Below are 26,485 nucleotides of genomic sequence, written 5' to 3'. Positions count from 1 at the left end.
GACTCGGAGGAGGCGGGCGCGTTGCCCCGGAATGCCCTATTGCTGCTGCCGGGAGTCGTGTGCCCGTATATCGGAGCAGGGCCGTTAGTTCAATGGAGCTTGGCCGGCCTCGCAAGGACGGTTTTTGGGCACGGTTCCTGCCAGCCTAGGTGCGCGGCATCACCGTAATCTTCGCGCAATCCCGGCGGCCCATCAGCACGCAATCCTGGGTCTTGCGCAAATCGGCGATGCTCATGGCAAGCCAGATGCCGATCGCCGTGAGCGCCACGGTGAAGGCAAAGGCGGCGATGTTGGCGAGCATGCGCTGGCGGAAGTCATCCGGCTCCTCGCGCGGCTTCTCGTAGCGGGAGAGGTCGTTGGCGACGGAAACGGGAGCGACGGAAGCCGGACGGGCCGTCCGGATAGAGTCCTCGCGCTTGCCGGGCGGCTGCGCCGAGGTACGCGGCCGGAATTTGAGCACCACGTGCTCGTCATCCGAGGAAATTGGCCGCTGCGTCTTCACTGTTGTCAGTCCGGTCGCGTCGCCACTCATGTTTAGCATGTTCGGCGCGTTTCACACCTAAAATCTTGATACCCGCAGAGGTGGTATTCATGCTTCGATCGTCTCGTGGAACCGACTGTAGTCGATCTTAAGACGGCCGTCGTCGGTCGCGCGCAGGATTTCGGCATAGCGATGTCCGAAACGGATATCGGAATGTTCGTAGGATTTTCGCGCGTGCACAGTTTGCGCTGCAACGTCGTCATAGCCCGACACGATGAGGCCCAGCCCGGCATTGATTGCTTCCAGGTCTTCCGCGTTGAGGCCGTGCAGCGGGCTGTCCTTGTCGATCACATGAAACAGGGTCCAGCTCAGTGCCAATGCCGGGCTTTCGCTGCGCGCGAGCGGCAGCTCGAAGAACCGGCGATAGGCCATGCCTTCCTTGCTGAGGTCGTTCTTGAACAGCCACAGCCGCGCGGTGGCGTTGGCGATGATATTGTGCCGCTCGTTGGCAAGGCGGATCATCAGCGTCCGCTCGCCCTCATGGTCCGAGATCACGGGGTTGTCGGCGAACAGCAGGCGCGCGCTCGGCCGCGAGAAGCGGGCGAAGATCAGCCCGGTCATCAGCGACATCGAGAAGATGCCGGTGAAGAGCTCGATGGCGGCGATGAAGTACCCGTAATGGGTCTGCGGGTGCATGTCGCCGTAGCCGGCGGTCGAGAGTGTTTCGATGCTGAAATAGAGGTAGTCGATGTATTGGCCGTCAGGCACGTTGGCGATCGGATGATCGCCGAGCCAGTAGAGCAGCGCGAAGAGGCCGTTGAAGGTGATGAACACCAATGCTGCGCCGCCGATAAAGGCGGGCCACGATGCGGTCATGCAGCGGTGGCTGATGTCTGCCCAGAAGCTGAGCTCCAACCCCTCGGTCACCACCTCGCGGTTGCCGAGGCGGACGGTGCGTGCCTTCACGCGTTCGCTTGCTCTCAAAGCCATTCCGCCGAACCGGCTCTTTCGTCTGCCTGAGACATCATGTCATAATGGAACCCATTCCGGAGTGCCGGTCAAACGGGAGTACAAATTCATGGCCCATACGCGCGAGCCTTACGTCAAACCGGTCCCGATCATGTCGCTACGACCGACCCAGATGACGGTCGGCATGCACGAGGTGAAGGAGAAGCGGAAGCGCTGGCGCGAGCACAAGTCGGACAAGAAGCGCGCCGAACTTCTGGGCAAGCACATGATCCCGGTGGTCCATGGCCCCGACGATCGCTACTACGTGGTCGACCACCATCACATGGCGCGGGCGCTGCACGAAGAAGGCGTCAAGGACATCCTGGTCACGGTGATCGGGGATCTCACCATGGTCGAGCGTGACGTGTTCTGGGGCGTGATGGACAACAAGCGCTGGGTCTATCCCTACGATTCCAAGGGTGAGCGGCGGCACTTCAGGGACATTCCGAAGTCGATCAAGGATCTCAGGGACGATCCGTTCCGCAGCCTTGCCGGCGAAATGCGCCGGGCCGGCGGTTTCGCCAAGGACACGACGCCGTTCAGCGAATTCCTGTGGGCCGATTTCCTGCGCCGCCACATCCCGCGCAAGACGGTGGAGAACAATTTCGCCAAAGCGCTGGAGAAGGGTCTGGCGCTCGGCCGCAGCAAGGACGCGGTCTATTTGCCCGGCTGGTGCGGGCCGGCATCCGACGACTGACGAGGGGAGGCCTCCGGCCCGTGCTGATCTTCCTTGCCGCCGAGCGCGTGGTGCAGCCACCGCTCGGTCCGCTTGCCGAAGGTCAGCAGCAGGAATGCCAGCACGAGCGCGGTGAGGACGATCGGCCAATGTCCGGCGCCGCAGACAATCCCGACGCATGCGGCGAAGAACGCGCATGCGGCGCTGGTCAGGCCATGGACGTGATATTGGTCGCCCCGCCGGACGATCACGCCGGCGCCGAGAAAGCCGATCCCGGTCAGCACGCCCTGGACCACGCGGCTGACGGCATCGGTGAATTTGCCGGGATCGACCCCATGCAAGGCCAGCAGCACAACCGTGGCGGTTGAGAGGCTGACGAGGCCGAGCGTCTTCAGGCCTATCGGCTTGCCGCGCAGGTCGCGGTCGAGCCCGATCGCGCCACCCGCCAGCATGGCAGCGCCGAGACGCAGGATGATCTCGCTCCAGTCTGCCAAGGCGTCCTCTACTACTACTTCGGCTGCCGGCCGAGCATGTAGAACTCGTCGTTCGGCCGCATGCCAGTGACGTTCGCGAGCCGGTTGGAGAGCGCGAAGAAGGCCGCGACCGCGGCGATATCCCAGACATCGTCGTCGCTAAAGCCGTGGGCGGCGAGCGCGGCGAAGTCCGCCTCTGAGACCTCCTCGGCCGCGCGGCTCACCTTCATGGCGAAATCGAGCATCGCGCGCTGTCGCGGCGTGATGTCGGCCTTGCGGTAGTTGACCGCGATCTGGTCCGCTATCTGCGGATTTTTGGCGCGGATGCGCAGGATGGCGCCATGGGCGATCGCGCAATATTGGCACTGGTTGGCGGCGCTGGTCGCCACCACGATCATCTCGCGCTCGGCCTTGGAGAGGCCGGAGTCCTTTTCCATCAGCGCGTCGTGATAGGCAAAGAAGGCGCGAAACTCGTCGGGGCGATAGGCCAGAGTGAGGAAGACGTTCGGCACGAAGCCGGATTTTTCCTGCACCGCCAGGATGCGGTTGCGGATATCCTCGGGGAGCTTGTCGAGAGCGGGCGTTGCGAAGCGTTTGGCGGTCGGCTGCGTCATGAGATGGTTCCGGCATGCCGCATGGATGCGGCGTCACGGCAAACCATAGAGGATGACGGGTCGGGCGCAAGCCGCATCGGCGCGCCTTGGCAGAATCCTGGCGAAATGCGGCTAGCGCAGCGGCTTCTTCAGCAGCGAGAAGCGATCCGGATCGAGACCGAGTGACGGCTGCAGCATCGGCGCCTCGGCGGGCGCCATGGTCCGCGCCGGCGGCGGATTGTTGAAATTGGCGTCGCCGCTCGGCGAATCCCGATGCGAGGTAGCGCCGCGCCAGCGCTCCAGGACGGCGCTGACGAAATGCATGTCGTGGCCGGCGGTGACCGACGGCACCGTTGCGATGGTGGCCTCGCCGCGCGGCAGCTGGTGCGGCGGCACCTCCTTGAAGCGCAGCCGGGTCGGCAGCGCCACGCCTTCGCCGAACGCCAGCACTTCGCGAGTGCCGAGCGAGGGCACGAACGACAGCAGATTGGCGGCAGCATCCGACACCGCGGAGCGCAGCAGCGCCTGGTCGCGGTCGTTGGCGAGCCGCATCGTGAACAGCGTGTTGCACTGGGAGATGATGGTGGCGTCGAGCTCGGCCGGGCGCTGGGTGATCAGGCCGAGATAGACGCCGTATTTGCGGCCTTCCTTGGCGATGCGCGACACCGCCTTGCGGGTCGGCCCGAAGCCGATATTGCGGTCGGCGGAGGCGTAACGGTGCGCTTCCTCGCAGACGAACAGCATCGGCGAGACGCCGTCGCTCCACAGCCCGAAATCGAACGCCATGCGGCACAGCACCGAGACCACGGAATCGACGACTTCGGCCGGGAAGCCCGCGAGCTGCATGATGGTCATCGGCTTGCCGTTGGCGGGCAGGCGGAACAGATGGCTGATCACCTCCGCCATGGTATCGCCGCCGACATTGGCATTGTCGAACATGAAGGCGTAGCGCGGATCGTTGCGCACCGCGTCGATGCGCGAGATCAGCTTGTGATAGATGATGCGCGAGGAGCGGTTCTCGAGCTTGCCCATGCGCTCGTCGATCAGCGAGATCAGGTCGACGAGGCGATAGGGCACCGGCGTGTCGACGGTGTAGCCGACCTGCTTCGGGTCAATGCGCTTCAGTCCGAGACCGACCCGGTCGGAGTTCTGGTACTGGGTATAGATGCCCTTCGCCATCGGGATCACTTCGGCGAGGATGTCTAGCTCTTCGGGCACGCCGGGCCGGCCGCCGAACAGCACGTCGACGATCTCTTCGAAGTTGAACAGCCAGAACGGCAGCTTCAGGTTTCGCGGGTTGAGCACCTGCGCGCGCTCGCCGAAGCAGCGGCCGTATTCATTGTGCACGTCGAGCAGGAAGATGCGCAGGTTCGGCCGCGACTTCAGGATCTCGTTGAGCAGCAGCGACACGCCGGTGGATTTGCCGACGCCGGTCGAGCCGAGCACCGCGAAGTGCTTGGAGAGCATTTCCTCGACATCGACATAGGCGATGACCGAGCGATCCTGCTGCAGCGTGCCGACATTGATCTGGTCCGAGCCGCTCGGCGCATAGACCGTGCGCAGCTCCTGGTTGGTGATCAGGTCGGTGCTGTCGCCGATGGTCGGATAGTGGGTGACGCCGCGCTGGAATTTCGGGCGGTCGCCGCCGAGGATTTCGCCGAGCAGGTCGACCGAGGCGGTCGCCATGTACTCGTCGGACGGCGGCAGGTGCTCGCACGTGACTTCGGTGATCATGGCAACGATGACCGAGCTCGCGCAGCGGATGCTGACGAACCGGCCGACGGTCGCGCGCATTTCTGAAAGTTGCATCTGGCCGCCCGCCAGCAGCCCCACCCGGGCCTGCGAGCCGCGCACAGAGATCACGCGTCCGAAAGGTGTCACAGTTCCAGCCTGGCTCGTTCTCGAAATCTAAATGACCGGACCAATATGCCCGCCCGGGATTGGAAAAACCGTTAAGTCGCCGGGGTTCGGCATCGGCTAAATCTACACCTTCCCGGTGACGATTTGTTTCTATCGTGACGTGAGATTGTGCTCCGTCGCGCGCATCGGCGGCGAAATCGTCGCTTTCCGGCACAGAAGCGTTGGTTTCACGGTTTGCCCGTTAATGTGGAATTCACCATCTTGGAGGAGTGCAGCGGCGGCTCCGTAGCTTTACGGAGGTTCGGCGCAATGTGTTGTGCGTTGGCTCCAGGTATCGCGTAACCGATTGCTAACTGCGAGTTGTAACGACCTTTCCATCTGTGCTGCGTAACGATGCCGCGCTCGGGAGAGATCAGCGTGCGCATCGAACACCGCAATTCATCGCCAGGAAATGCCGACGCCGGTTCGACCAAGGGACTGGCGTTCTGTGCCGGCCTGCTCGTCGGTAGCCTGCTCGGAAGCGCGACCGCGCAATGGAGCGAGCGCGAAGGCCTGCTGATGGCGGCGTTTGCGATCATGGCCGTGATCGTTTTCCTGCTGCTGAAGCGGCACCAGGTCTCGGACGAGCGGCTCGCGACTGAACGCCGCAATCTCATGACGGCCGTCAACAACATTCCGCAGGGGCTCGTGCTCTACGATGCGTCGGCGCGCATCATCATCTGCAACAGTCCCTACATCGAGATGTTCGGGCTTTCGCCCGACGTGGCGAAACCGGGCTGCACCATGCAGCGGCTGATCGCGCACCGGCAGGAGACCGGCTCGTTTGACGGCGACGTCGACGCGTTCTGCGATGCCATCATCCGCAATGTGAAGCTGGGCAAGGCGACGCGTCAGCTGACAGAGGCACCGGGCGGCCGCGCGATTGAGATCGTCAACAAGCCGCTGCCGGAGGGCGGGTGGGTGGCGACCATCGAGGATGTCACCGAACGCACGCGCACCGAGAACAAGATCGCCTACATGGCGCATTATGATGGGCTCACCGATCTGCCCAACCGTGTGCTGTTCCGCCAGCGCCTCGAGCAGGCGCTGAGAACGATAGGGCCGGATGACCAGCTCGCGGTCATGTATATCGATATCGACGAGTTCAAAGCCGTCAACGACGCGCTCGGCCATCAGATCGGTGACGAGCTGCTGAGGGCAATCGCCGATCGCCTGCGCTCCTGCCTCGGGGGAACCGATGTCGCGGCGCGGCTCGGCGGCGACGAGTTTGCCGTGATCCAGACCGCGGTCCGCGATCAGACCCAGACCATGCAGCTGCTGGCCGCGATCTACCAGAGCATCCGCCAGCCGATCGATTGCAGCGGGCACCTGATCACGACCGACGCCAGCATCGGCATCGCGGTCGCGCCCTCCGACGGCCTCGACCTCGATCAATTGCTGCGCAACGCCGACCTCGCGCTCTATGGAGCCAAGAGCGACGGCCGCCGCACGTATCGGTTCTTCGAGTCCGGCATGGACGCGCGCGCCAAGGCGCGGCGCAGCCTGGAGCTCGAATTGCGCCAGGCCATCGTCGAGGGCAGCTTCGAGCTGCACTATCAGCCGCTGCTCCATCTCGGGGACGGCCGGGTCAGCTGCTGCGAGGCGCTGCTGCGCTGGCGCCATCCCGAACGCGGCACCATCTCGCCCGCGGACTTCATCCCGGTCGCCGAGGACACCGGCCTGATCAACGATCTCGGACACTGGGTGCTCAACACCGCGTGCCGGGAAGCCGTGAACTGGCCGGATCATATCCATGTCGCGGTCAACGTGTCGCCGATCCAGTTCAAGAGCCAGACGCTGGCGCTGAACGTTGCCGCCGCGCTCGCAGCGTCGGGGCTCGCGCCCGCGCGGCTCGAGCTCGAGATCACCGAGGCGGTGCTGATCCGCGACGACGAGGCCGCGCTCGATATCCTGCATCAGCTGCGCGAGCTCGGCGTACGCATCGCGCTCGACGATTTCGGCACCGGCTATTCGTCGCTGAGCTATCTGCAGCGCTTCCCCTTCGACAAGATCAAGATCGACCGCGCCTTCATCAAGGATCTCGCCGGGACCGGCGCGTCGTCCACGATCGTTCAGGCCGTCGTGAACATTGCCGCCGCGAGCGACATGACGACGACCGCCGAGGGCGTCGAGACCGAGCAGCAGCGCAGTCTGCTTCGGACCCTCGGCTGTACCGAGATGCAGGGCTACCTGTTCAGCCGGCCGGTGCCTGATGTCGAGATCCGCAGGCTGCTGTCCTCGCATCGCGAGGATGCCGTCTCGGTCGCCTGACCGCAGGCAAAGCTTTCCCTCTGTGATTCCGGCCACGGAATGCCGGGCGAGCGCCGGCCATCTTGTTGATACGCAACAAGAGGGTCCCGCCATGTACTATCTCGTGAATGCGCTTCTCGTTCTGGCCATCGCGTTCTTCTTCTTCCTGCCGATGACCGATCGCCGCACGGCGCGGATGAAGCTCTGCATGGTGTGCGCGCTTGCCGTCGCGCTGACGGTGTCGGCGACCATGTCCAGGCCGCACGATGCGGCGCCGGTGATGGCGTCGAAGGGGTAGGCGCGGAGGCTGGCCTCAACCGCGGGGCTGCGATCGCCGGTGCCAATAATTTGTTGACGGGACCTAATCCTTTGTACACTAGTACAAATCGCGCCGGCACCGCTCGCCCGAGCGGAAAGACGTCGGTGGCGCCGTGCGAGGAGACCGCCCCATGCAGCCGGAACCGATCTTCGATCTCGCTCATCTCGGGCACATGGAGCTGCTGACGCCGAAGCCCGACGAGAGCTTGACGTTCTTCGTCGATGTGATGGGCATGACGGTCAGCGGCCGACAGGGCGAGTCGGTCTATCTGCGCGGCTGGGACGACTATGAGCGCTATTCGCTGAAGCTGACCGCATCGAAGTCCTCTGGCATGGAGCACATGGCGCTGCGGGCGCGCAGCCCGCAGGCGCTCGAGCGCCGCGTCGCCGCGCTGAAGGGCTCCGGCTTCGACATCGGCTGGATCGACGGCGACATGGGGCAGGGACCGGCATTCCGCTGCCGCGATCCCGACGGCCATGTCATCGAGCTCTATTACGAGACCGAATGGTATGAGGCGCCGGCCGGGCTGAAGCCTGCGTTGAAGAACCAGGCGCAGCGCTTTCCGGCCCGCGGCGTCAACGTCCGCCGGCTCGACCATCTCAACTGCCTCGCGGTCGACATCAAGGCCAATCGCTTGTTCTTCGAGAACTACCTGGGATGCCGTACCACCGAGCAGATCGTGCTCAACGACGGCACGGAAGCTGCGATGTGGATGACGATGTCGAACAAGAGCTACGACTTCGCCTATACGCGCGATCACTACGGCAAGCGCGGCCGGTTTCACCACGTGACCTATGCCCTCGACAGCCGCGAGGAGATCCTGCGGGCCGCGGATATTTTCCTCGAGCACGGCGTGCATATCGAGACCGGGCCGCACAAGCACGCGATCCAGCAGACCTTCTTCCTCTATGTCTATGAACCCGGCGGCAACCGCGTCGAGGTCGCCAATGCCGGTGCCCGCCTGATCCTCGCGCCGGACTGGAGGCCGATCGTGTGGACCGAGGAGGAGCGCAGGAAGGGCCAGGCCTGGGGGTTGAAGACGATCGAGTCGTTCCACACCCACGGCACACCGCCGGTGGTCGACTAGACGCCGGACTGTGGCGAGAAGACCGATCGCGCGCGTCGATACGCCGCCACATTCAGACGCGGACACTGACGACAACATCGACGCACAACCGTATGATCCGGGTCGAGAGGGCGAACGCTGCGCGGCGCGCGGGACGTGAATCGGTGGAAACAGGCACAATGGTTGGCAAGACTTCCAAGAAGTCGGCGAAGAGCGCAAAGAAGGCAGCCGCGCCGCGCCGGGCTGCAAAGCCGCGTCTGCTCGCGGGCGGCAATCCGCAGATCGCAATGGGGGTTGGTGACGCGCCTGTGCAAGCCTATATCGCGGCGATGCCGGGGTGGAAAAGCGAGGTCGGACGCAAGCTTGACGCGCTCATCGTGCGGGCCGTCCCCGGCGTGCACAAGGCGGTGAAGTGGAACTCGCCGCTCTACGGCGTGGCAGGCGAAGGCTGGTTCCTCGGCATCCATGTCTTCACGCGCTACATCAAGGTGGCGTTCTTTCGCGGCGCATCGCTGCGTCCGGTGCCGCCGGGCGAGTCCAAGCAGCAGCATACGCGTTATCTCAACATTCACGAGAACGACGAGCTCGACGAAGCCCAGTTCACCGCTTGGGTGAAGCAAGCCAGCCGATTGCCCGGCGAACGGATGTGAGCCGTCACATGGAACGACCTGCGTGCAGAAGCCACGCTGTGCCGCTGGTTCCGTAGGGGCAAACGCGCCCGGCCTTGCATACATGGCATTTCGCACCATGTTCCGGATGCGCGAACGGCGGCATGAGGTGGCGCCATGGCATCGCAGCCGGATTTTTCCAGCGAAACATTCAACCGGGATCCTGCCGCCGGCATTGCGATGCTGCGTGCCCGCGGCGAGGTTGTCGAGGTCAGGTTTCCGATCGTCGGCCGGGTCTGGCTGACGACGACCTACGATGCCGCCTCGGTGATGCTGAAGGAGAGCGCGACCTTCACGTTGCGCAAGGAGGACGGTGAAGTCGCCGGCCTGCGCTGGTGGATGCCGAAGTCGGTCACCGCCGTCGCCAACAACATGCTGACGATGGACGAGCCGGATCACACGAGGCTGCGCAGCATCGTGGACGAGGCATTCCGCCGCCGCGCGGTGCTCGACATGGAGCCGCACATCCGCGGCATCGCCGATCGCCTCGCCGACGAATTGTTCGCCGCGGGAAGCCCAGCCGATCTGATCCCGCGCTATGCCCGCATCCTGCCGGTCTCGGTGATTTGCGAGCTGCTCGGCTTGCCGCTGGCCGACCGGCCGACATTCATCGCCTGGGCCAATGCGATGACGCAGCTCAGAGGCCCGATCAGCTTCCTGCGTATGATGGGCTCGCTGTCGAAGATGCGAAAGTATCTCGCGCAGCAACTGCAGTTCGCGCGCGAGCGAGGCGGCGAGGGGCTGATCGCGGAACTGGTGCAGGTCGAGAAGGAAGCCGGTCGCATCACACCGGACGAAATGGTGTCGATGGTATTCCTGCTGCTCGGTGCGGGGTCGGAAACGACGACGCATCTGATCAGCGGATCGGTTTTCGAGTTGCTCAAGGACCCTGCGCGGCGCGACTGGCTCACAGCTGACTGGAGCCGCCTCGGCCTCGCGGTCGAGGAATTTCTGCGCTTCGTCTCGCCGGTGCAGTTCACCAAGCCGCGCTACGTCAGGCGCGACGTCGAATTCGGCGGCGTTCATCTGAAGAAGGGCGACCGGGTGATGGCGATGATCGCGGCCGCCAATATCGATCCCACGGCGCATGAGCATCCCGAACGAATGGATCTCGCACGCAAGCCGAACCGGCATGTCTCGTTCGGGACCGGAATCCATTTCTGCCTCGGCCACCAGCTGGCACGAATCGAGGCGGCATCTGCGCTGCAAGCGCTGTTCACGCGCTGGCCCGATCTCCGGCTCGCGGTGAAGCCCGAGCACATCCACTGGCGCGGCCGCCCCGGCATCCGCTCGATCGACAAATTGCCCGTCGTCGCGGGCAGTTGATGGCAGCTCTGCACGCGCGACCATTGCCTCGCCTCGGGAGTTTGGTGCTAGGCTGCACCAAAGCACGATGAATCGTCATCGCGCTTTGGATTGTTGTCCTGGCATGATCTCCGCGCAAACGCTTTGCGTTTGTCGCTAGGGAAAACCGCTTCGCGCTTTTCCGGATCATGCTCTGGTAACGTCAGAGGAAAACGTCGATGAGCGAACACACGACGGACAAGCGCGCGCGAGAGGCGTCTCGCAGACGATTTCTTCAGGCGGGTGCGGCATTGGCCGGAGGCTCCGCGATAGCTGGAGTTGCCGGTTCTCCTGCGCTTGCCGAGCAGGGAAATAATCTTCCGCCCAGCGTGCCGGAATGGATGAAAGCGCCTGGCGAGGCGATGGGAAGCCAGCCCTATGGCACGCCGTCGGTTCACGAGAAGGACGTCGTCAAGAACATCTCGAAGACGCTGCCGCAATATATCTCCGCCTCGGGCCGCACGCCGTTGCAGGAGCTCGACGGCATCATCACGCCGAACGGCCTGTTCTACGAACGCCACCATGGCGGCGTGCCGACCATCGATCCGGCCGAGCACCGGCTGATGCTGCACGGCATGGTCGATCGCCCGCTGGTGTTCACGATGGAGGACATCCGCCGCTTTCCGTCGCAATCGCGCATCCACTTCCTGGAGTGCTCCGGCAATCCCGTCTACACCAAGCCCTACGGCAAGACGGCTTCCGACCTCGTCGGCCTGCTGAGCTGCGCGGAATGGACCGGCGTGCCGCTGAAGACGGTGCTCGACGAAGCAGGCTTGCAGCCGGGCGCCAAATGGATCGTCGCCGAAGGCGCCGATGCCGCCGCGCTGACGCGCTCGATCCCGATCGAGCAGTGTCTCGACGACGCGATGCTGGTCTACAGCCAGAACGGCGAGCGGCTGCGTCCGCAACAGGGCTATCCGCTGCGCCTGTTGCTGCCCGGCTTCGAGGGCAACATGAACGTGAAGTGGCTGCGCCGCCTCAAGGTCACCGCCGAGCCGGCCTATTCGCGCGAGGAGACATCGAAATACACCGACCCGATGCCCGACGGCACGTCGCGCGAATTCACCTTCTACATGGAAGCCAAGTCGATCATCACGCGGCCGTCCGGCGGGCAGAAGCTGACCACGCACGGCTTCCACGAGATCACCGGGATCGCCTGGAGCGGCCACGGCAAGATCAAAAGCGTCGAGATCTCGCTCGACGAGGGCAAGAGCTGGCAGCAGGCGGAGCTTCAGGAGCCGGTGCTGACGCGCGCGCTCACGCGCTTCCGTTTGCCCTGGCACTGGGACGGCACTCCCGCAGTGATCCAGAGCCGAGCCATCGACGAGACCGGCTACACGCAGCCGACGCTGGCGGAATTGGTCAAGGTGCGCGGTATCAACTCGTTCTACCACAACAACGCGATCTGGCCCTGGCGCATCGACGCGAACGGCGAGGTGACCAATGCCCAGGCGTAACCTGAAGGCGGCGTTCGTCGTGGGTGCGATCGCGATGCTTGCCGCTGCTGCGCAGGCCGGCGATCGCTATGGCATCGGGCGTCCGGCAACGCCTGCCGGGATCGCGGGCTGGAACATCGATATCGGCCGCGATGGCTCCAACCTCCCGCCGGGCAGCGGCAGCGTCGAGCGCGGTCGCACCGTGTTCGCCGAGCAATGTGCGGCATGCCACGGCGACAACGGGCAGGGCGGCGTCGGCGACCGTCTGGTCGGCGGACAGGGCACGCTGGCCAGCCCGAAACCAATCCGCACCGTCGGCAGCTACTGGCCCTATGCCCCGACCCTGTTCGATTACATCCGCCGCGCGATGCCACAGAACGCGCCGCAATCGCTGAGCAATGAGGACGTCTACGCGGTGTCTGCCTACTCCTCAGCCTCAACGGCGTCGTCCCGGCCAATGCCGTGCTCGACGCCAAGTCGCTCGCCGCCGTCAAGATGCTGAACCGCGACGGGTTCGTCTCCGAGCCGCGGCCCGACGTGCATAATCACTGAGTAGCGAGCCACGACCGGTCGGCTCGCAGCATCGTGACGCAGTGGGTCCTGTGCCCGGGGAGGCGCCGCCACCATATGGTTTTGGGGGCGGCTCGGCCGGCCTTCGACAGGTTTCTATTGATCGACAGGAGTGGTCGTATGTCCGGATTGAGGGCGGTTGCAGCCGCCGTAGTGCTTGCAGGAATGACGTTTACTCCGGTCGTTGCCCAGATTTCGGAGCCGGCGCTGTTTGACGCGCAAAATCCCGGGCGCAGCGCAATCAACGGCGGCGCCCTGACGCCATGGGGTGAGGCTCAGGCGGCGGGGCAACGTAGCGGCAACCCGGAGAACGCCTACGGCGCCATGCCGCCGGCGCCGTCCTCGTCCTGCGCTCGCTACCGCTCGTTCGATCCGGCGTCCGGCACTTTCCTTGGCCGCGACGGCCGTCGCCATCCCTGCCAGTAGGGCCCGCCACGCCGCTTGGCGGTGGATAAGGGCTCCGGCTATCGCGCGGCGTGCGAACGCCCGCGCGTCGAGCGCGTTATAGTTCGCCGATCGTGGCGGGTCCCGCAGGGCCCGAGCGGCGGAGGGCTCTTGGCGTGACCGACATCCTGGCCGGCTTCTGGGATCGAAAATCGACCTCCGAGCTGTTGCGCGAAGCGGCGCGGGCCGACGGCGACGCGGAGACGCCGATCTTCAAACGCTCGCTCTCGGCGTTGCAACTGGTCACGCTCGGCATCGGCGGCATCATCGGTGCCGGCATCTTCGTGCTGACAGGGCACGCGGCCGCCGCCAATGCCGGCCCCGCTGTCACGCTCTCCTTCATGCTTGGCGCCGTCGCCTGCGCCTTTGCCGGCCTGTGTTACGCCGAGATGGCATCGACGGTGCCGATCTGCGGCAGCGCCTATACTTACGCCTATGCCACGCTCGGCGAATTGATCGCCTGGATCATCGGCTGGGACCTGATCCTCGAATACGCGGTCGGTGCGATCGCGGTCTCGGTCGGATGGTCCGGTTATTTCGTCAGCTTCATGCGCGATTTCGGCATCAACCTGCCGCAGCAATTCACCTCGGCGCCGCTCGCCTACGACGTCAACACCGGGGCCTGGTCGGCGACCGGCGCGGTCATCAACATCCCGGCGATGGCGATCATCGCTTTCGTCACCACGCTGCTCGTGGTCGGCATTCGCGAGTCCGCGCGCTTCACCGGCTTCGTCGTCGTGGTGAAGCTCGTCGTCATTGCATTGTTTCTCGCCGCCGCGGCCTCCTCGGTCTCGCTGGCGAACTGGGTGACGGCGGGCAATCCGGAGGGGGCGCTGATCCCGCCGAATGCCGGTCCAGGTGCATTCGGCTGGTCCGGCGTGGTCCGCGGCGCGGCGGTGGTGTTCTTCGCCTATATCGGCTTCGACGCGATCTCGACCGCGGCGCAGGAGGCGAAGACGCCGGAACGCGACATGCCGATCGGCATTCTCGGCTCGCTCGTGATCTGCGCCGCGCTCTATGTCGCCGTCGGTTTCGTGCTGACCGGCATCGTGCCGTACGACAAGCTCAGCGTGCCGGATCCGATCGCCGTCGGCATCGATGCGGTTGGCATCGGCTGGCTCGGTCCCTTCATCAAGCTCGGCATCCTGTTCGGGCTGACGTCGGTGATCCTCATCATGCTGCTGGCGCAGCCGCGGATCTTCCGCGCCATGGCGCATGACGGGCTGCTGCCGGGCCTTGCCGCAAAGATCCATCCGCGCTTCCAGACCCCCTATGTCTCGACCATCTTCGCCGGCACCGTCGCCGCCATTCTCGGCGGCCTGCTGCCGATCGGACTGGTCGGCGAACTCGTCTCGATCGGCACGCTGTTCGCATTCACCGTGGTCTCGATCGGAACGCTGGTGCTGCGCATCCGCGATCCGGAGTTGCTGCGCCCGTTCAAGGCTCCGGCAATCTGGCTGGTGGCCCCGGCTGCCGCCGGAACCTCGCTGTTCCTGATGTTCGGCCTGCCGCTCGACACCTGGATCAGGCTGGCGGTGTGGCTCGTGATCGGGCTGGTGATCTATGCGGCTTATGGCAGACGCCACAGCCGGCTGCGGGCGGGCGGTGAAGGCCGCGCGGGCCTATAGTGCGCGCGCGAGCGGCCTGCTAGGTTTGCGCGTTAAGATCGCATTATAAAGCCGCGATAGTCGGCGTAAGTCCCGGGAGGCCTCCATGCAAAATTCAACGGTGCGCGCGCGGTGGGTCGTCGCCGCGATAGTTTCGATCGGCATCGCGACGGCTGCTCCCGCGCGCGCCGCATCGGTTGCACCGGTCGCCGCCGAGAGCGGCATGGTGGTCTCCGCGCAGCATCTCGCGACGCAGGTCGGCATCGAGGTGTTGAAGCGCGGCGGCAACGCAATCGACGCGGCGGTTGCCGTCGGTTACGCGCTTGCGGTGGTCTATCCCGCCGCCGGCAATCTCGGTGGCGGCGGGTTCATGACCATCCAGCTTGCCGACGGCCGCAAGACCTTCCTCGATTTCCGCGAAACTGCACCGAAGGGTGCCACCGCCAACATGTATCTCGACAAGGACGGCAAAGTCATCGACGGCCTGTCGACCAAGGGGCACCTCGCCGTCGGCGTGCCGGGCTCGGTGGCCGGCATGGAATATGCGCGTGAGAAGTACGGCACGATGAAGCGCGCGGACGTGATCGCGCCGGCGCTGCAACTCGCCGAGGACGGCTTCCTGCTGGACCAGGGCGACATCAGCATGTTCCAGACCGCGACCAAGGATTTTCAGGACGATCCGGCCTCGGCCGCGATCTTCCTCAACAACGGCAAGCCGTTCCAGGTCGGCGAGCGGCTGACGCAGCACGAACTCGCCGAGACGCTGCGCGAGATCAGCAAGCGCGGCACCGATGGTTTCTACAAGGGGTGGGTGGGGGCGGCCATCGTCGCCTCGAGCCAGGCCGGCAAGGGCCTGCTCACCCAGGAGGACCTCGACAATTACAAAGTCCGTGAGCTCGCGCCGGTCGAATGCGACTATCGCGGCTATCACGTGGTCTCGGCGCCGCCGCCAAGCTCGGGTGGCGTTGTCATCTGCGAGGTGCTGAACATCCTCGAGGGCTATCCGCTGAAGGAGCTCGGCTACCACTCAGCGCAGGCGGTGCACTACCAGATCGAGGCGATGCGCCACGCCTATGTCGATCGCAACAGCTATCTTGGCGACCCGGACTTCGTGAAGAACCCGCTCGAGCGCCTGCTCGACAAGAATTACGCCGCCAAGGTTCGCGCCGCGATCGACCCGGCCAAAGCCGGCGTGTCCAAGGATATCAAGCCCGGCGTTCCGCCGCACGAGGGCAGCAACACCACGCATTACTCGATCGCCGACAAGGACGGCAACGCGGTGTCGGTCACCTACACGCTCAACGATTGGTTCGGCGCCAAGGTGACCGCGGCCAAGACCGGCGTGCTCCTGAACGACGAGATGGACGACTTCACCGCCAAGATCGGCGTGCCGAATCTGTACGGCCTGGTGCAGGGCGAGGCCAATTCGATCGTCCCGGGCAAGCGCCCGCTGTCCTCGATGAGCCCGACCATCGTCACCAGGGACGGCAAGCCGGTCATGGTGGTGGGCACGCCCGGCGGCAGCCGCATCATCACGGCCGTGCTGCTGACGATGATCAACGCCATCGACTACGGCATGAATGCGCAGGAGGCCGTGGACATGCCGCGTTTCCACCAACAGTGGCTTCCGGAGGCCACCAATCTCGAGGATTACACGCTGTCGCCGGATACGCGGAAAATGCTGGAAGGCATGGGCCACAAATTCGGCCCGCCGCAGCCGGCCAACCACCTCGCGGTGATCGTCGTCGGCGCGCCATCGCTGGGCGGCGAGCCGGTCGGCAACAACCGCTTCTACGGCGCGAATGATCCGCGCCGCAATTCGGGGCTGGCGGCCGGCTACTGATTGTCGTTGTGCGATCGCGCGGCGGCCGGGCACGGCTCGCCGCCCGGTCGATCTCGCCTCAGGCGACGGCGCTCGATCTGCCGTCGTCGTGCCCGCCGGTCAGCAGCAAGCGACGGCGGATCGCATCCTCGATCAGGGCCAGCGATTGCCTGGCTTCGCGTGCCTCGGCTTCGGCGGCCTGGGCGCGGAATTCGGCGGCATCGAGCTGCTCCTGCTGCGACTCGATGCGCCGCCTGGCCTCCTCGAGTGCCCGGGAGGCGTCCCTCAGCTTACGCTCGGTGGCGGCGATGATTTCGAGCTGCGCCTGTTCGGCGGCCTCGGCGCGGGCCTCGCCGGCGCGGGCCCTGTCCTCGATGCTGCGGAACAGATCCGCCGCCTGATAGACGAGGTCCAAGGCCTCGGTGCCCATCGCCGATGTGGGTGGTTTCGGAAATCCGACGATATTCGGGTCGACGGCAAACGGCCGTTTAAATCCGCGCAGTGCCATGCAAGTCAGCCCCTCGCGAGTCGCGTGTATCCCAACAACTTGGGGTAGTTATAGTTAATGGGTCGTTAATCGGATGGGCCAGCCGGCACTGTCCACCGGTTTCTGATGCCGCAGTCTCCGTAACGGCAGCCGGGTAGTGGAAGCGGTGGGCTGGACCCGCGCTTTTCTTTCGCGGCGGGCTCACCGCGCAAGCGCCGCGATTGCAGGCCGAGGCACGCTCGGCGCGTACGCGGGCGAATCGAGGGACGGAGGCTGGAAGGCCGGCGCAGTTCTGCGGAGCATCCCCGGGGGCGGGACAGCTGATTTGGCTGCGCGCGCGACCCGGGCTCTATGGCATAAGTTTGACGTCTGATGCGGTTTAATTCTCCAGTGTTGAATTGCAGGTCCATGGTGCGACCGATATACCGGGCCGCCTAAGTGGCACGCAGCGCACTCAGAACGAGCGACGTATTCGCCACGGAAAATCTGGTCGATGAAATTTCTGTTGCGGTTCTTCGGGTTCCTGTTCACCGCAGGAACCATCCTGTTCCTGGCCGGTCTGGCCGCGGTCGCAGGGCTGTTCTGGCATTTCTCCAAGGACCTGCCCGACTATTCGCAGCTCCAGAACTACGAGCCGCCGGTGATGACCCGCGTGCACGCGGCGGATGGATCGCTGCTGGGCGAGTTCGCCAAGGAGCGGCGGCTCTATCTGCCGATCCAGGCCGTACCGAAGCTCGTGATCAACGCGTTCCTCGCGGCCGAGGACAAGAATTTCTACGAGCACGGTGGCGTCGACTACACCGGCATGGCGCGCGCCGGCGTGGCCTACATCCAGAACTTCGGGTCCAACCGCCGTCCGCAGGGTGCTTCCACGATCACCCAGCAGGTCGCCAAGAACTTCCTTCTGACCAACGAGGTGTCGTTCACCCGCAAGATCAAGGAAGCCCTGCTGGCGATGCGAATCGAGCGGGCCTATTCCAAGGACAAGATCCTCGAGCTCTATCTCAACGAAATCTATCTCGGCCTCGGCGCCTACGGCATCGCGGCGGCGTCGCTGGTTTATTTCGACAAGTCCGTCAATGAACTGACCGTTGCCGAAGCGGCCTACCTGGCGGCGCTGCCGAAAATGCCGGCCAGCCTGCATCCGGTGCGCAACCATGCGCGCGCGGTCGAGCGCCGCAACTATGTGATCGACCGCCTGCAGGAGAACGGCTGGATCACCGCTGCCGACGCCGACAAGGCGCGCAAGGACCCGCTGACCGTCACCAACCGCAGCAACGGCGCGCACACCTTCGCCGGCGAATATTTCTCCGAAGAAGTCCGCCGCGACATCTTCGAGCGCTATGGCGAGAAGAAGCTCTACGAGGGCGGCCTGTCGGTGCGCACCACGCTGGATCCCAAGATCCAGGTGATGGCGCGCAAGAGCATGGTGGCAGGGCTCGTGAACTATGACGAGCAGCAGGGCTATCGCGGCGCGATCCAGAAGCTCGATCTCACCAGTGACTGGGGCGTTCCGCTCGCCGAGATCAAGTCGCTCTCGGACATCTCGCCATGGCGGATGGCGGTGGTGCTGGAGAGCAACGACCAGTCGGCGCGGATCGGCTTCCAGCCCGGCCGCGAGCTCGGCGGCGCCATCAGCAAGCAGCGCGAGACCGGCATCGTCACACTGGAAGGCGTGCGATGGGCGCGGGCGCTGTCCGGCCCGTACAAGGGCAAGACGCCGACATCGGTGGCGCAGGTGCTGCAGCCCGGCGACGTGATCTACGCCGATCCGCTGTTCACCAAGGACGGCAAGGCCGTCGAAGGCCAGTACCGGCTGCGCCAGGTTCCCGAACTGTCGGGCGCGATGGTGGCAATGGATCCGCACACCGGCCGTGTGCTCGCGATGGTCGGCGGATTCTCGTTCGACCAGAGCCAGTTCAACCGCGCGACGCAGGCCTACCGGCAGCCCGGCTCGACCTTCAAGCCGATCGTCTATTCGACGGCGCTCGACAACGGCTACACCGGGTCGAGCGTGCTGATGGACGCGCCGATCGAGATCGATCAGGGGCAGGGCAACATCTGGCGCCCGGAAAACTTCGATGCCGGCAAGTATATGGGGCCGATGACCCTGCGTAACGCGCTGCGGCTGTCGCGCAACACGGTGACGGTGCGGCTCGCGCAGGAGATCGGCATGCCGCTGATCAGCGAATACGCCAAGCGCTATGGTGTCTATGACGAGCTGCCGAACTATCTCGCCTATTCGCTCGGCGCCGGCGAGACCACGGTGATGCGGATGGCCACGGCCTATTCGATGATCGCCAATGGCGGCGTCCGTGTGAAGCCGACCCTGATCGACCGCATCCAGGACCGCTACGGCCACACCATCTTCAGGCACGACCAGCGCGAATGCCGCGGCTGCGACGCGCCGGAAGGCTGGAAGAACCAGCCCGAGCCGCAGCTCGTCGACCGCCGCGAACGCGTGCTCGACGCGATGACCGCCTACCAGATCACCTCGCTGATGGAAGGCGTGATTCAGGCCGGTACCGGCACCGCGCTGAAGGACGTCGGCAAGCCGCTCGCCGGCAAGACCGGCACCTCGAACGAGGCCAAGGACCTCTGGTTCGTCGGCTTCTCGCCGGACCTCGTGGTCGGTCTCTATGTCGGCTACGACAAGCCGCGCTCGCTCGGCCGCAACGCGCAGGCCGGCCATACCGCTGCGCCGATCGCGCGCGACTTCCTGAAGCTCGCGCTCGCCGACAAGCCCGCCACCCCGTTCAAGCAGCCGGTCGGCATCCGGCTGGTCTTGGTCGATGCCAAGACCGGCCTGCGCGCCGCGCCTGGCCAGAAGGGCGTGGTGCTGGAAGCCTTCAAGCCGGGCCAGGCGCCGCCGTACTATGATCCGACGCTGGTCGCCGGCACCGACGTGATCGACGGGACCCAGCAGGCAATCCCGCCGGATGCGGATCGCGCCGTGATGCGGTCAGGGACGGGCGGGCTGTACTGACGCCCGGCCGGCAGGGACTCCGCCAATTGCCATCTGTTCAGTCTCTTGCACCGCCGTGGCAACACGGCGGTGCGGCGCTTTGTCAGGGCGCGTCACGCCGCCGAAGTTGAACGTGCCGCTCGCGGCGCCGACTCAAAATTGAGCCCTCGGAGAAGCAGGAAACGCGGCGTTCACGTTGCGTCGAAGGCGTCGGGCGCGTGTTAGGCCGTGAATCGCAATGATCAAGGCGCTGGTTGCTGTAGTTCGGGTGATTTGGACCGTTATCGTGGTTGGCGCGGCAACCCTGATGGGCGCGGTCCTTGGATGGGGGTGGCACGGCTGGATTGGTGCCATCGCGCTCGGCACCGTCGGATTTGGCCTTGGAGCCCTGCTTGCAGCCCATCCTGAGCTGCTCCTTGGAGTACTCGCCGAAATGTAACACCTTTGGCCGACCGCTGATCGGCCGGCAACTTTCGCGCCCGTCCATCGCCATCAATGCTTGCCAAGCGTGGGACCAAGCGGGTAGAAGGTCGCTCTCGCGCGGGTGCTGATTTGGCAGGCGAACCCGCTGCACCGAGATGTCCAGTCATCCAGCTAAGCTGTTGATACCACGGGTAATTCTTGGGGAATGGTGTAACGGTAGCACAACAGACTCTGACTCTGTTTGTCTTGGTTCGAATCCAGGTTCCCCAGCCAATCTGCCTCAATGGCTCCGATCATTCTCTGAAATCCTGATGATTGTTCGTTGCTGTCTGCAGGCGACGGCGGGCCGGCCGCGACACGGCATCTGCCATCACGGCATCCAGGGTGGATTAGTGCGGCGTATTCCACCATGGTCTCGCGCGCCTGGTGCGGCCGGTTGCGACAGAGGTTTAAGCTGATGGACGAGATTGTTTATGCCCGCGAAGCGTCGATCGGCGTCGATGAGTTCATCGAGGTGCTGCGCCAGTCGGGGCTCGGCGAACGGCGGCCGCTAGCGGATACCGAGCGGATGGCGCGCATGATCGCCAATGCCAACCTAATCGTGACGGCGCGCAAGGCGCACCGGCTCGTCGGCGTCTCGCGCGCGCTGACCGATTTCGCCTATTGCTGCTATCTGTCGGACCTTGCCGTCGATCGGGCGTATCAGGGGCACGGCATCGGCAAGCGCCTGATCGCGGAAACGCGGCGCCACGCCGGACCTGAATCGATGTGCCTGTTGCTGTCGGCGCCGGACTCGATGAGCTTCTACAAGGCGATCGGCATGCCGCAACCCGACAACGCGTTTCTCTACAAGCGCGAGCGATAGCGCAGGCGGCGATCTTTGCCGCGCTACTTGATCTTGTCGTACACCGTCGCGAAGTCGCCGAGCGGCATCGGGATGCTGATGGTTTCCTTGCCGAGATTCTGGAACGACACCTTGAGCTGCTTGCCCGATTTCAGCTGGGTCAGGACATCGGGCGCGATCGGCGCGTTGATGTAGCAGCCGCGCGCCTCGCAGGTCTGGATCGGCACGTCGACGGCCTTGCCTTCGTCGACCTGCAGCTTGGCGCCGACGGGCAGGTTCAGGCCGAGCGGAAGCTGGATCAGCGCAACCGGCGTGCGGGTGTCGCCGGGAACGCGGATGTTGACCAGCACGATGAGCTGGCCGGTCTTGGTGAGAACGGCGGTCTGCTCCATGGCACATTCGAGCGACGCGTCGCGGCTCGCGCTGGTGCAGCGCGCGACCCAGCCGGTATTGTTGCCGGATGCATCACCTTGGAGCGCGGCGGGAGCAGCTGCCGGAACCGGTGCGGGCGCAGTCTTGCCCTTGGGCGTCTGGGCGTGGCCAAGGCCGGCCGCGCCGAACACGGTGAACAGGACGAAAAGCGACTTTACGACAATCTTCACGATACCGGCTCCGCAATGAACATCTTTCGGATGTGCCGGTATGGCGGCAAAAGTCAAGTCACTCGGCGGCCTGCTTGACCGATCGGTCCTCGCCACCGTCGGCGTCGTGGTCGGCGCGCGGCGAGCGGCCCCAGTTCGCAAACGCGTTGGAGAGCCGATCGAGATAGAGATAAACCACCGGCGTCGTGAACAGCGTCAGCGCCTGGCTGACGATCAGGCCGCCGACCATGGCATAGCCGAGCGGCTGGCGGATTTCGGAGCCGGTGCCGGTCCCGAGCATCAGCGGCACGCCGCCAAGCATGGCGGCCATCGTCGTCATCATGATCGGGCGGAAGCGGAGCAGGGCAGCCTGACGGATTGCCGCCACCGGCTCCATGTGCTGATCGCGCTCGGCGGCGATCGCGAAGTCGACCATCATGATGCCGTTCTTCTTCACGATGCCGATCAGGAGGATGATGCCGATCAGCGCGATCAGCGAGAAGTCGAAGCCCGCGGCCATCAGGATCGCCAGCGCGCCGACGCCGGCCGAGGGCAGCGTCGACAGAATGGTGATCGGGTGGATGTAGCTCTCGTAGAGAATACCCAGGATCAGGTAGACGACCACGAGCGCCGCCAGGATCAGCAGCGGCACGCTTGACAGCGACTGCTGGAACGCCTGCGCGGTGCCCTGGAAGCTCGAGCTCAGGGTCGGCGGTGCGCCGAGGTCGACCATGGCCTTCTGCACCGCTTCCGTCGCCTGACCTAGCGCGACACCCTGCGCCAGGTTGAACGAGATGGTGATCGCCGGGAACTGGCCCTGGTGGCTGATCGACAGCGGCCGCACCGGCACGGTGGTCCATTTCGCAAAGGTCGACAGCGGCACCTGTTCGCCGGTCAGCGGCGACTTGATGTAGATGTTGTTCAGCGTGTCGATCGAGCCCTGCAGCTCAGGCAGCACCTCGAGGATGACGTGGTAGCTGTTGAGCTGGGTGAAGTACTGCGTCACCTGGCGCTGGCCGAACGCGTCATAGAGTGTGTCGTCGATCAGCTGCGGCTGGATGCCATAACGCGAGGCGGTGTCGCGGTTGATCTTCAGCTCCACCGTGGTGCCGTTGGTCTGCTGGTCGGTGGCGACGTCGCGCAGTTGCGGCAGCGTCTGCATCTTACCGAGGATCTTCGGCGCCCATTCGTTCAGCTCGGCAAGGTTGGCATCCTGCAGCGTGAACTCGAACTGGGTACGGGTCGGGCGGCCGCCGAGGCGGACGTCCTGCGCGGCCTGCATGAACAGCCGGGCACCGAGCACCTTCTCCAGCTTCGGCCGCAGCCGGGCGATGATCTGCTGCGCGTTGGCATCGCGCTCGTTCAGCGGCTTCAGCGTGATGAACATGTTGCCGTTGTTGCCGGCCCGGCCGCTGCCGCCGATCGCCATCGCCACCGTCGCCACGCCAGGATCCTGCATGACGATCTTGCTGAGCTGCTCCTGCTTGCCCTTCATTTCAGCGAAGGAAATGTCCTGGTTGGCCTCCGAAGTCGCGGTGATCAGGCCGACGTCCTGCTGGGGGAAGAAGCCTTTCGGGATGATGACGAACATGTAGATCGACAGCGCGAGCGTTGCGAAGAAGATCATCAGCGTCGTGAACTTCCAGCGCAGTGCAAGGTCGAGCACGGTTTCATAGCCACGCAGCATCGCGTCGAAGCCGCGCTCGCTGAGCTTGTAGAGACGGCCGTGCCGCTCCTCATTGTGGGCGCGCAGGAAGCGCGAGGCCATCATCGGGGTCAGCGTCAGCGACACGAACATCGAGACGAAGATGGTCATCGCCAGCACTACCGCGAATTCGCGGAACAGGCGGCCGATGATGCCGCCCATCAGCAGCAGCGGGATCAGCACCGCGACCAGCGAGATGCTGATCGAGACGATGGTGAAGCCGATTTCCTTGGAACCCTTGAAGGCGGCCGCCATCGGCCGCTCGCCGTCCTCGATATAGCGGCTGATGTTCTCGAGCATCACGATGGCGTCGTCGACCACGAAGCCGACCGCGATCGTCAGCGCCATCAGCGACAGATTGTCGAGCGTGTAGCCGAAGATCCACATCAGCGCGCAGGCGCCCAGCAACGCCAGCGGCACCGTCACGGCAGGGATGACGGTGGCCCAGAAGCTGCGCAGGAAGGCGAAGATCACCATCACGACCAGGAAGATGGTCAACAGCAGGGTGAACTGGACGTCCTCCACCGCGGCGCGGATCGTGGTGGTGCGGTCAGAGATGACCTCGATCTTGACCGCCGGCGGAATGGCCGCGACCAGCCGCGGCAGCGCCGCCTTGATCTTGTCGACGGTGTCGATGACGTTGGCGCCGGGCTGCTTGAAGATGACGAGGAACACGCCGCGCTTGCCGTTGGCCCAGGCGGCCTGCTTGGCGTCTTCCGGCCCGGTCACGGCCTGGCCGATGTCGCGGATCCGGAGCGGTCCACCGTTGCGGTACGCGATGATGACGTTGTTCCAGGGCTCCGCCGTGAGCAACTGGTCGTTGGCATAGATGGTGTAGGCGCGGGTGGCGCCGTCGATGTTGCCCTTCGGGCTGTCGACGGTTGCGATGTTGATGGCGGCGCGGACATCCTCCAGCGACAGGCCTTTCGCGACCAGCTTGGCCGGGTCGATCTGGACGCGGACCGACGGCTTCTGCTGGCCGCCGATGATGACCTGCGCGACGCCGGAGATCTGGCTGATCTGCTGGGCAAGCTGGGCGTCGACGGAATCGCTGACCGTCGTCAGCGGCAGCGTGTCCGAGGTGGCCGACAGCAGCATGATCGGCGCGTCCGCCGGATTGACCTTGCGATAGGTCGGCGGCGAGGGAAGGTTCTTCGGCAACTGGCCGCTGGCGGCGTTGATGGCGGCCTGCACGTCGTTGGCGGCGCCGTCGATCGAGCGGTTGAGGTCGAACTGGATCGTGACCGATGCCGTGCCGAGATAGCTCGTCGAGGTCATCTGCGCGATGCCGGGGATTTGCGCGAACTGGCGCTCCAGCGGCTGGGCGACCGAACTCGCCATCGTCTCCGGGCTGCCGCCCGGCAGCGACGCGGTGATCTGGATGGTCGGGAAGTCGACTTGCGGCAGCGGCGCCACCGGAAGCAGGGGGTAGGCGACGAGGCCGACAAACAGGATGCCGGCCATCAGCAGCGAGGTGCCGATGGGGAAGCGAATGAATGGTGCGGATATTCCGTCGCTCATTCCTGCGTAACCTTCGACTGGGACTGGTCCGAGCTCGCCACCGCCGTCGTCACCAGGGTTCCCGGCGAGACCTTGTACTGGCCCGCGGTGATCACCTGCTGTCCCGGCGACAGGCCTTCTTCGATCACCGACTTGCCGTCGATCGACTGGCTGACCTTGAGCTTGCGGAGCTCGGCCTTGTTCTCCTGATTGACTGAATACGCGTACAGGCCTTCGGTGCCATGCTGCACCGCGTCATCCGGCACGACGGTGGCATCCTTCAATGTCCGGACCAGGAGCCGGGTCGAGACCGACTGGCCCGGCCACAGCGCATGGTCCTTGTTATCAAACACCGCCTTCAGCCGGACAGTCCCGCTTGTGGTATCGACCTGATTGTTGATCAGCGCCAGGGTTCCAGTCGACAGCACCCGCTTGCCGTCGGTGGTCAGGGCAATGGTCTTGGGCGGCGCCACGGCCAATGCCGCCTTGATATCGGGCAGCTGGTCTTCCGGCGCGGTGAAGATCACGGTGATCGGCTCGATCTGGGTGATCGTCACGATGCCGGTCTGGGCCGAGGCGTTGACGATGTTGCCGATATCGACCAGTCGCAAGCCGACGATGCCGTCGATCGGCGACTTCACGGTGGTGTAGTCGACTTGGGTCTGCGCGTTGAAGATGGCAGCGTCGTCGGCCGTGATCTGCGCCGTGAGCTGAGCCACGGTGGAGCGCTGGGTGTCGAGCTGTTGGCGCGTCGCGAACTCGCCGAGCTTGGTGTAGCGCTGCAGGTCGAGATTGGCGTTGGCGAGGTTGGCCTCGTCCTGAGCCTTCTTGGCCTTGGCCTGGTCGAGCGTTGCCTGATAGGGCCGCGGATCGATCTCAATCAGCGTGTCGCCCGCCTTGACGAATTGGCCTTCCTTGAAGGCGATCTTGGTGATCTGGCCGTCGACCCGGGTGCGGACCTGGACGGTGTTGAACGCCTGCACCGTGCCGAGACCGGTCAGGTAGACCGGGAAGTCGGCCTTCTCGACCGGCGAGATCTTGACCGGAACGGCCGGGCGCTGCTGGGCGGCACGCTTCTGCGCGGCCTCGGCCGCCAGCTTGTTGTCGGAATATTTTTGCCAGCCGAAATATCCGGCCGCGCCAACCGCAGCGATCACTAAAACCCAACCGATGGTGCGTGACTTTGACATGCGGACTCTTGGGTTCGACGTAACAATAAAGGCCGATCGCAACGGTTCACAGAGCTTGCGGATATAATATGCGTGCACTTAATGTGTAAACACACCAAGGCTTGAGAATCCTAAACATTTGGAAAGGTTTAGGC

21 protein-coding genes, 1 tRNA gene and 2 pseudogenes are annotated in these 26,485 nt (G+C 64.7%); 15 read left to right on the top strand and 9 right to left on the bottom strand.

All coding sequences use genetic code 11. From position 1 onward, the window contains the following. Window positions 1-145: 145 nt before the first annotated feature. Both QMZ05_RS08390 and QMZ05_RS08385 read right to left on the bottom strand, forming a co-directional pair. On the bottom strand, window positions 146-502 hold the full coding sequence (locus tag QMZ05_RS08390; protein ID WP_353700379.1) for a hypothetical protein: 357 nt from the start codon (window positions 500-502) through the stop codon (window positions 146-148). Between the two features lie 87 nt (window positions 503-589). Continuing rightward, a complete protein-coding gene (locus QMZ05_RS08385; protein WP_353700370.1) occupies window positions 590-1,447 on the bottom strand; it encodes an ion channel in 858 nt (285 codons plus the stop codon). Window positions 1,448-1,559: 112 nt separating this feature from the next. Here QMZ05_RS08385 and QMZ05_RS08380 point away from each other — a divergent pair, with 112 nt between their 5' ends. Next, complete coding sequence (locus QMZ05_RS08380) at window positions 1,560-2,186, top strand: ParB-like protein (protein ID WP_353700369.1); 627 nt, start codon at window positions 1,560-1,562, stop codon at window positions 2,184-2,186. Here QMZ05_RS08380 and QMZ05_RS08375 read toward each other — a convergent pair. The 3 genes from QMZ05_RS08375 to QMZ05_RS08365 form a co-directional block, all read right to left on the bottom strand. Beyond that, window positions 2,147-2,659, bottom strand: a complete 513-nt coding sequence (locus QMZ05_RS08375) for an MgtC/SapB family protein (RefSeq protein WP_353700368.1) — start codon at window positions 2,657-2,659, stop codon at window positions 2,147-2,149. The genes QMZ05_RS08380 and QMZ05_RS08375 overlap by 40 nt on opposite strands. Window positions 2,660-2,673: 14 nt before the next feature. After that, window positions 2,674-3,252 (bottom strand): peroxidase-related enzyme, encoded by a 579-nt coding sequence (locus tag QMZ05_RS08370; protein ID WP_353700367.1) that lies wholly within the window; start codon window positions 3,250-3,252, stop codon window positions 2,674-2,676. A 111-nt stretch (window positions 3,253-3,363) separates the two neighbouring features. After that, window positions 3,364-5,112: a DUF87 domain-containing protein gene (locus QMZ05_RS08365; RefSeq protein ID WP_353700366.1), complete on the bottom strand. Its 1,749-nt coding sequence runs from the start codon at window positions 5,110-5,112 to the stop codon at window positions 3,364-3,366. 513 nt (window positions 5,113-5,625) lie between these two features. On the opposite strand from QMZ05_RS08365, the pseudogene QMZ05_RS08360 reads away from it, so the two are divergent. From QMZ05_RS08360 to ggt, 10 genes and pseudogenes are all read left to right on the top strand, one after another. Further along, window positions 5,626-7,401, top strand: a pseudogene (locus tag QMZ05_RS08360) (EAL domain-containing protein); the annotation flags it as partial. Between the two features lie 91 nt (window positions 7,402-7,492). Beyond that, a complete protein-coding gene (locus QMZ05_RS08355) occupies window positions 7,493-7,678 on the top strand; it encodes a hypothetical protein (protein WP_050627033.1) in 186 nt (61 codons plus the stop codon). A 151-nt stretch (window positions 7,679-7,829) separates the two neighbouring features. After that, entirely contained in the window at window positions 7,830-8,786 is a 957-nt protein-coding gene (locus tag QMZ05_RS08350) for a catechol 2,3-dioxygenase (protein WP_353700365.1), read from the top strand. Between the two features lie 158 nt (window positions 8,787-8,944). Then, window positions 8,945-9,415: a DUF1801 domain-containing protein gene (locus QMZ05_RS08345; protein ID WP_353700378.1), complete on the top strand. Its 471-nt coding sequence runs from the start codon at window positions 8,945-8,947 to the stop codon at window positions 9,413-9,415. A gap of 135 nt (window positions 9,416-9,550) precedes the next feature. Continuing rightward, window positions 9,551-10,759 (top strand): cytochrome P450, encoded by a 1,209-nt coding sequence (locus QMZ05_RS08340; RefSeq protein WP_353700364.1) that lies wholly within the window; start codon window positions 9,551-9,553, stop codon window positions 10,757-10,759. Window positions 10,760-10,956: 197 nt separating this feature from the next. Continuing rightward, a complete protein-coding gene (gene soxC, locus QMZ05_RS08335; RefSeq protein ID WP_353700363.1) occupies window positions 10,957-12,234 on the top strand; it encodes a sulfite dehydrogenase in 1,278 nt (425 codons plus the stop codon). Window positions 12,235-12,268: 34 nt separating this feature from the next. Next, window positions 12,269-12,765 (top strand): annotated as a pseudogene (locus QMZ05_RS08330) (cytochrome c). A gap of 138 nt (window positions 12,766-12,903) precedes the next feature. Then, on the top strand, window positions 12,904-13,209 hold the full coding sequence (locus QMZ05_RS08325; protein ID WP_353700362.1) for a BA14K family protein: 306 nt from the start codon (window positions 12,904-12,906) through the stop codon (window positions 13,207-13,209). Window positions 13,210-13,343: 134 nt separating this feature from the next. Then, window positions 13,344-14,855: an amino acid permease gene (locus tag QMZ05_RS08320; protein WP_353700361.1), complete on the top strand. Its 1,512-nt coding sequence runs from the start codon at window positions 13,344-13,346 to the stop codon at window positions 14,853-14,855. A gap of 85 nt (window positions 14,856-14,940) precedes the next feature. Beyond that, a complete protein-coding gene (ggt, locus tag QMZ05_RS08315) occupies window positions 14,941-16,677 on the top strand; it encodes a gamma-glutamyltransferase (protein ID WP_353700360.1) in 1,737 nt (578 codons plus the stop codon). Window positions 16,678-16,735: 58 nt separating this feature from the next. Here ggt and QMZ05_RS08310 read toward each other — a convergent pair whose 3' ends face one another. Beyond that, entirely contained in the window at window positions 16,736-17,164 is a 429-nt protein-coding gene (locus QMZ05_RS08310; protein ID WP_244484865.1) for a hypothetical protein, read from the bottom strand. 472 nt (window positions 17,165-17,636) lie between these two features. Here QMZ05_RS08310 and QMZ05_RS08305 point away from each other — a divergent pair, with 472 nt between their 5' ends. The 4 genes from QMZ05_RS08305 to QMZ05_RS08290 all read left to right on the top strand — a co-directional run bounded on the left by QMZ05_RS08305 (window position 17,637) and on the right by QMZ05_RS08290 (window position 21,396). Next, window positions 17,637-20,129: a penicillin-binding protein 1A gene (locus tag QMZ05_RS08305; protein ID WP_353700359.1), complete on the top strand. Its 2,493-nt coding sequence runs from the start codon at window positions 17,637-17,639 to the stop codon at window positions 20,127-20,129. Between the two features lie 217 nt (window positions 20,130-20,346). Next, window positions 20,347-20,547 carry a hypothetical protein gene (locus QMZ05_RS08300; RefSeq protein ID WP_353700358.1) on the top strand — a complete coding sequence of 67 codons (201 nt, stop codon included), beginning with the start codon at window positions 20,347-20,349 and terminating at the stop codon, window positions 20,545-20,547. Window positions 20,548-20,730: 183 nt separating this feature from the next. Further along, window positions 20,731-20,804 (top strand) — tRNA-Gln (locus tag QMZ05_RS08295). Window positions 20,805-20,988: 184 nt separating this feature from the next. Further along, entirely contained in the window at window positions 20,989-21,396 is a 408-nt protein-coding gene (locus QMZ05_RS08290; protein WP_353700357.1) for a GNAT family N-acetyltransferase, read from the top strand. A gap of 23 nt (window positions 21,397-21,419) precedes the next feature. Here the strand turns inward: QMZ05_RS08290 and QMZ05_RS08285 are convergent, their stop codons facing one another. Genes QMZ05_RS08285 through QMZ05_RS08275 form a run of 3 tightly spaced genes read right to left on the bottom strand, consistent with a single transcriptional unit; the run spans window position 21,420 to window position 26,351 of the window. Continuing rightward, window positions 21,420-21,977, bottom strand: coding sequence for an invasion associated locus B family protein (locus tag QMZ05_RS08285; RefSeq protein WP_353700356.1), 558 nt, complete (start codon window positions 21,975-21,977; stop codon window positions 21,420-21,422). 58 nt (window positions 21,978-22,035) lie between these two features. Next, the gene (locus QMZ05_RS08280) at window positions 22,036-25,182 is read right to left on the bottom strand and encodes an efflux RND transporter permease subunit (protein ID WP_353700355.1); all 3,147 of its coding nucleotides are present in this window, start codon (window positions 25,180-25,182) and stop codon (window positions 22,036-22,038) included. Further along, window positions 25,179-26,351 carry an efflux RND transporter periplasmic adaptor subunit gene (locus tag QMZ05_RS08275; RefSeq protein ID WP_353700354.1) on the bottom strand — a complete coding sequence of 391 codons (1,173 nt, stop codon included), beginning with the start codon at window positions 26,349-26,351 and terminating at the stop codon, window positions 25,179-25,181. The genes QMZ05_RS08280 and QMZ05_RS08275 overlap by 4 nt, the downstream gene beginning before the upstream one ends. Window positions 26,352-26,485: the final 134 nt, after the last annotated feature.

This window comes from Bradyrhizobium sp. INPA03-11B, from assembly GCF_040446015.1.
Lineage (GTDB): Bacteria > Pseudomonadota > Alphaproteobacteria > Rhizobiales > Xanthobacteraceae > Bradyrhizobium > Bradyrhizobium macuxiense_A.
Note: the sequence above shows the minus strand (reverse complement) of the source record. Positions and strands in the feature narration are given on the sequence as shown.

Bases quoted from the DNA above. Each gene is read 5' to 3' on its own strand.
- QMZ05_RS08275 (WP_353700354.1), bottom strand. From the start codon at position 26,351: ATGTCAAAGTCACGCACCATCGGTTGGGTTTTAGTGATCGCTGCGGTT.
- QMZ05_RS08345 (WP_353700378.1), top strand. From the start codon at position 8,945: ATGGTTGGCAAGACTTCCAAGAAGTCGGCGAAGAGCGCAAAGAAGGCA.
- QMZ05_RS08370 (WP_353700367.1), bottom strand. From the start codon at position 3,252: ATGACGCAGCCGACCGCCAAACGCTTCGCAACGCCCGCTCTCGACAAG.
- QMZ05_RS08310 (WP_244484865.1), bottom strand. From the start codon at position 17,164: ATGGCACTGCGCGGATTTAAACGGCCGTTTGCCGTCGACCCGAATATC.
- soxC (WP_353700363.1), top strand. From the start codon at position 10,957: ATGAGCGAACACACGACGGACAAGCGCGCGCGAGAGGCGTCTCGCAGA.
- ggt (WP_353700360.1), top strand. From the start codon at position 14,941: ATGCAAAATTCAACGGTGCGCGCGCGGTGGGTCGTCGCCGCGATAGTT.
- QMZ05_RS08380 (WP_353700369.1), top strand. From the start codon at position 1,560: ATGGCCCATACGCGCGAGCCTTACGTCAAACCGGTCCCGATCATGTCG.
- QMZ05_RS08340 (WP_353700364.1), top strand. From the start codon at position 9,551: ATGGCATCGCAGCCGGATTTTTCCAGCGAAACATTCAACCGGGATCCT.
- QMZ05_RS08305 (WP_353700359.1), top strand. From the start codon at position 17,637: ATGAAATTTCTGTTGCGGTTCTTCGGGTTCCTGTTCACCGCAGGAACC.
- QMZ05_RS08355 (WP_050627033.1), top strand. From the start codon at position 7,493: ATGTACTATCTCGTGAATGCGCTTCTCGTTCTGGCCATCGCGTTCTTC.
- QMZ05_RS08280 (WP_353700355.1), bottom strand. From the start codon at position 25,182: ATGAGCGACGGAATATCCGCACCATTCATTCGCTTCCCCATCGGCACC.
- QMZ05_RS08325 (WP_353700362.1), top strand. From the start codon at position 12,904: ATGTCCGGATTGAGGGCGGTTGCAGCCGCCGTAGTGCTTGCAGGAATG.
- QMZ05_RS08290 (WP_353700357.1), top strand. From the start codon at position 20,989: ATGGACGAGATTGTTTATGCCCGCGAAGCGTCGATCGGCGTCGATGAG.
- QMZ05_RS08300 (WP_353700358.1), top strand. From the start codon at position 20,347: ATGATCAAGGCGCTGGTTGCTGTAGTTCGGGTGATTTGGACCGTTATC.
- QMZ05_RS08350 (WP_353700365.1), top strand. From the start codon at position 7,830: ATGCAGCCGGAACCGATCTTCGATCTCGCTCATCTCGGGCACATGGAG.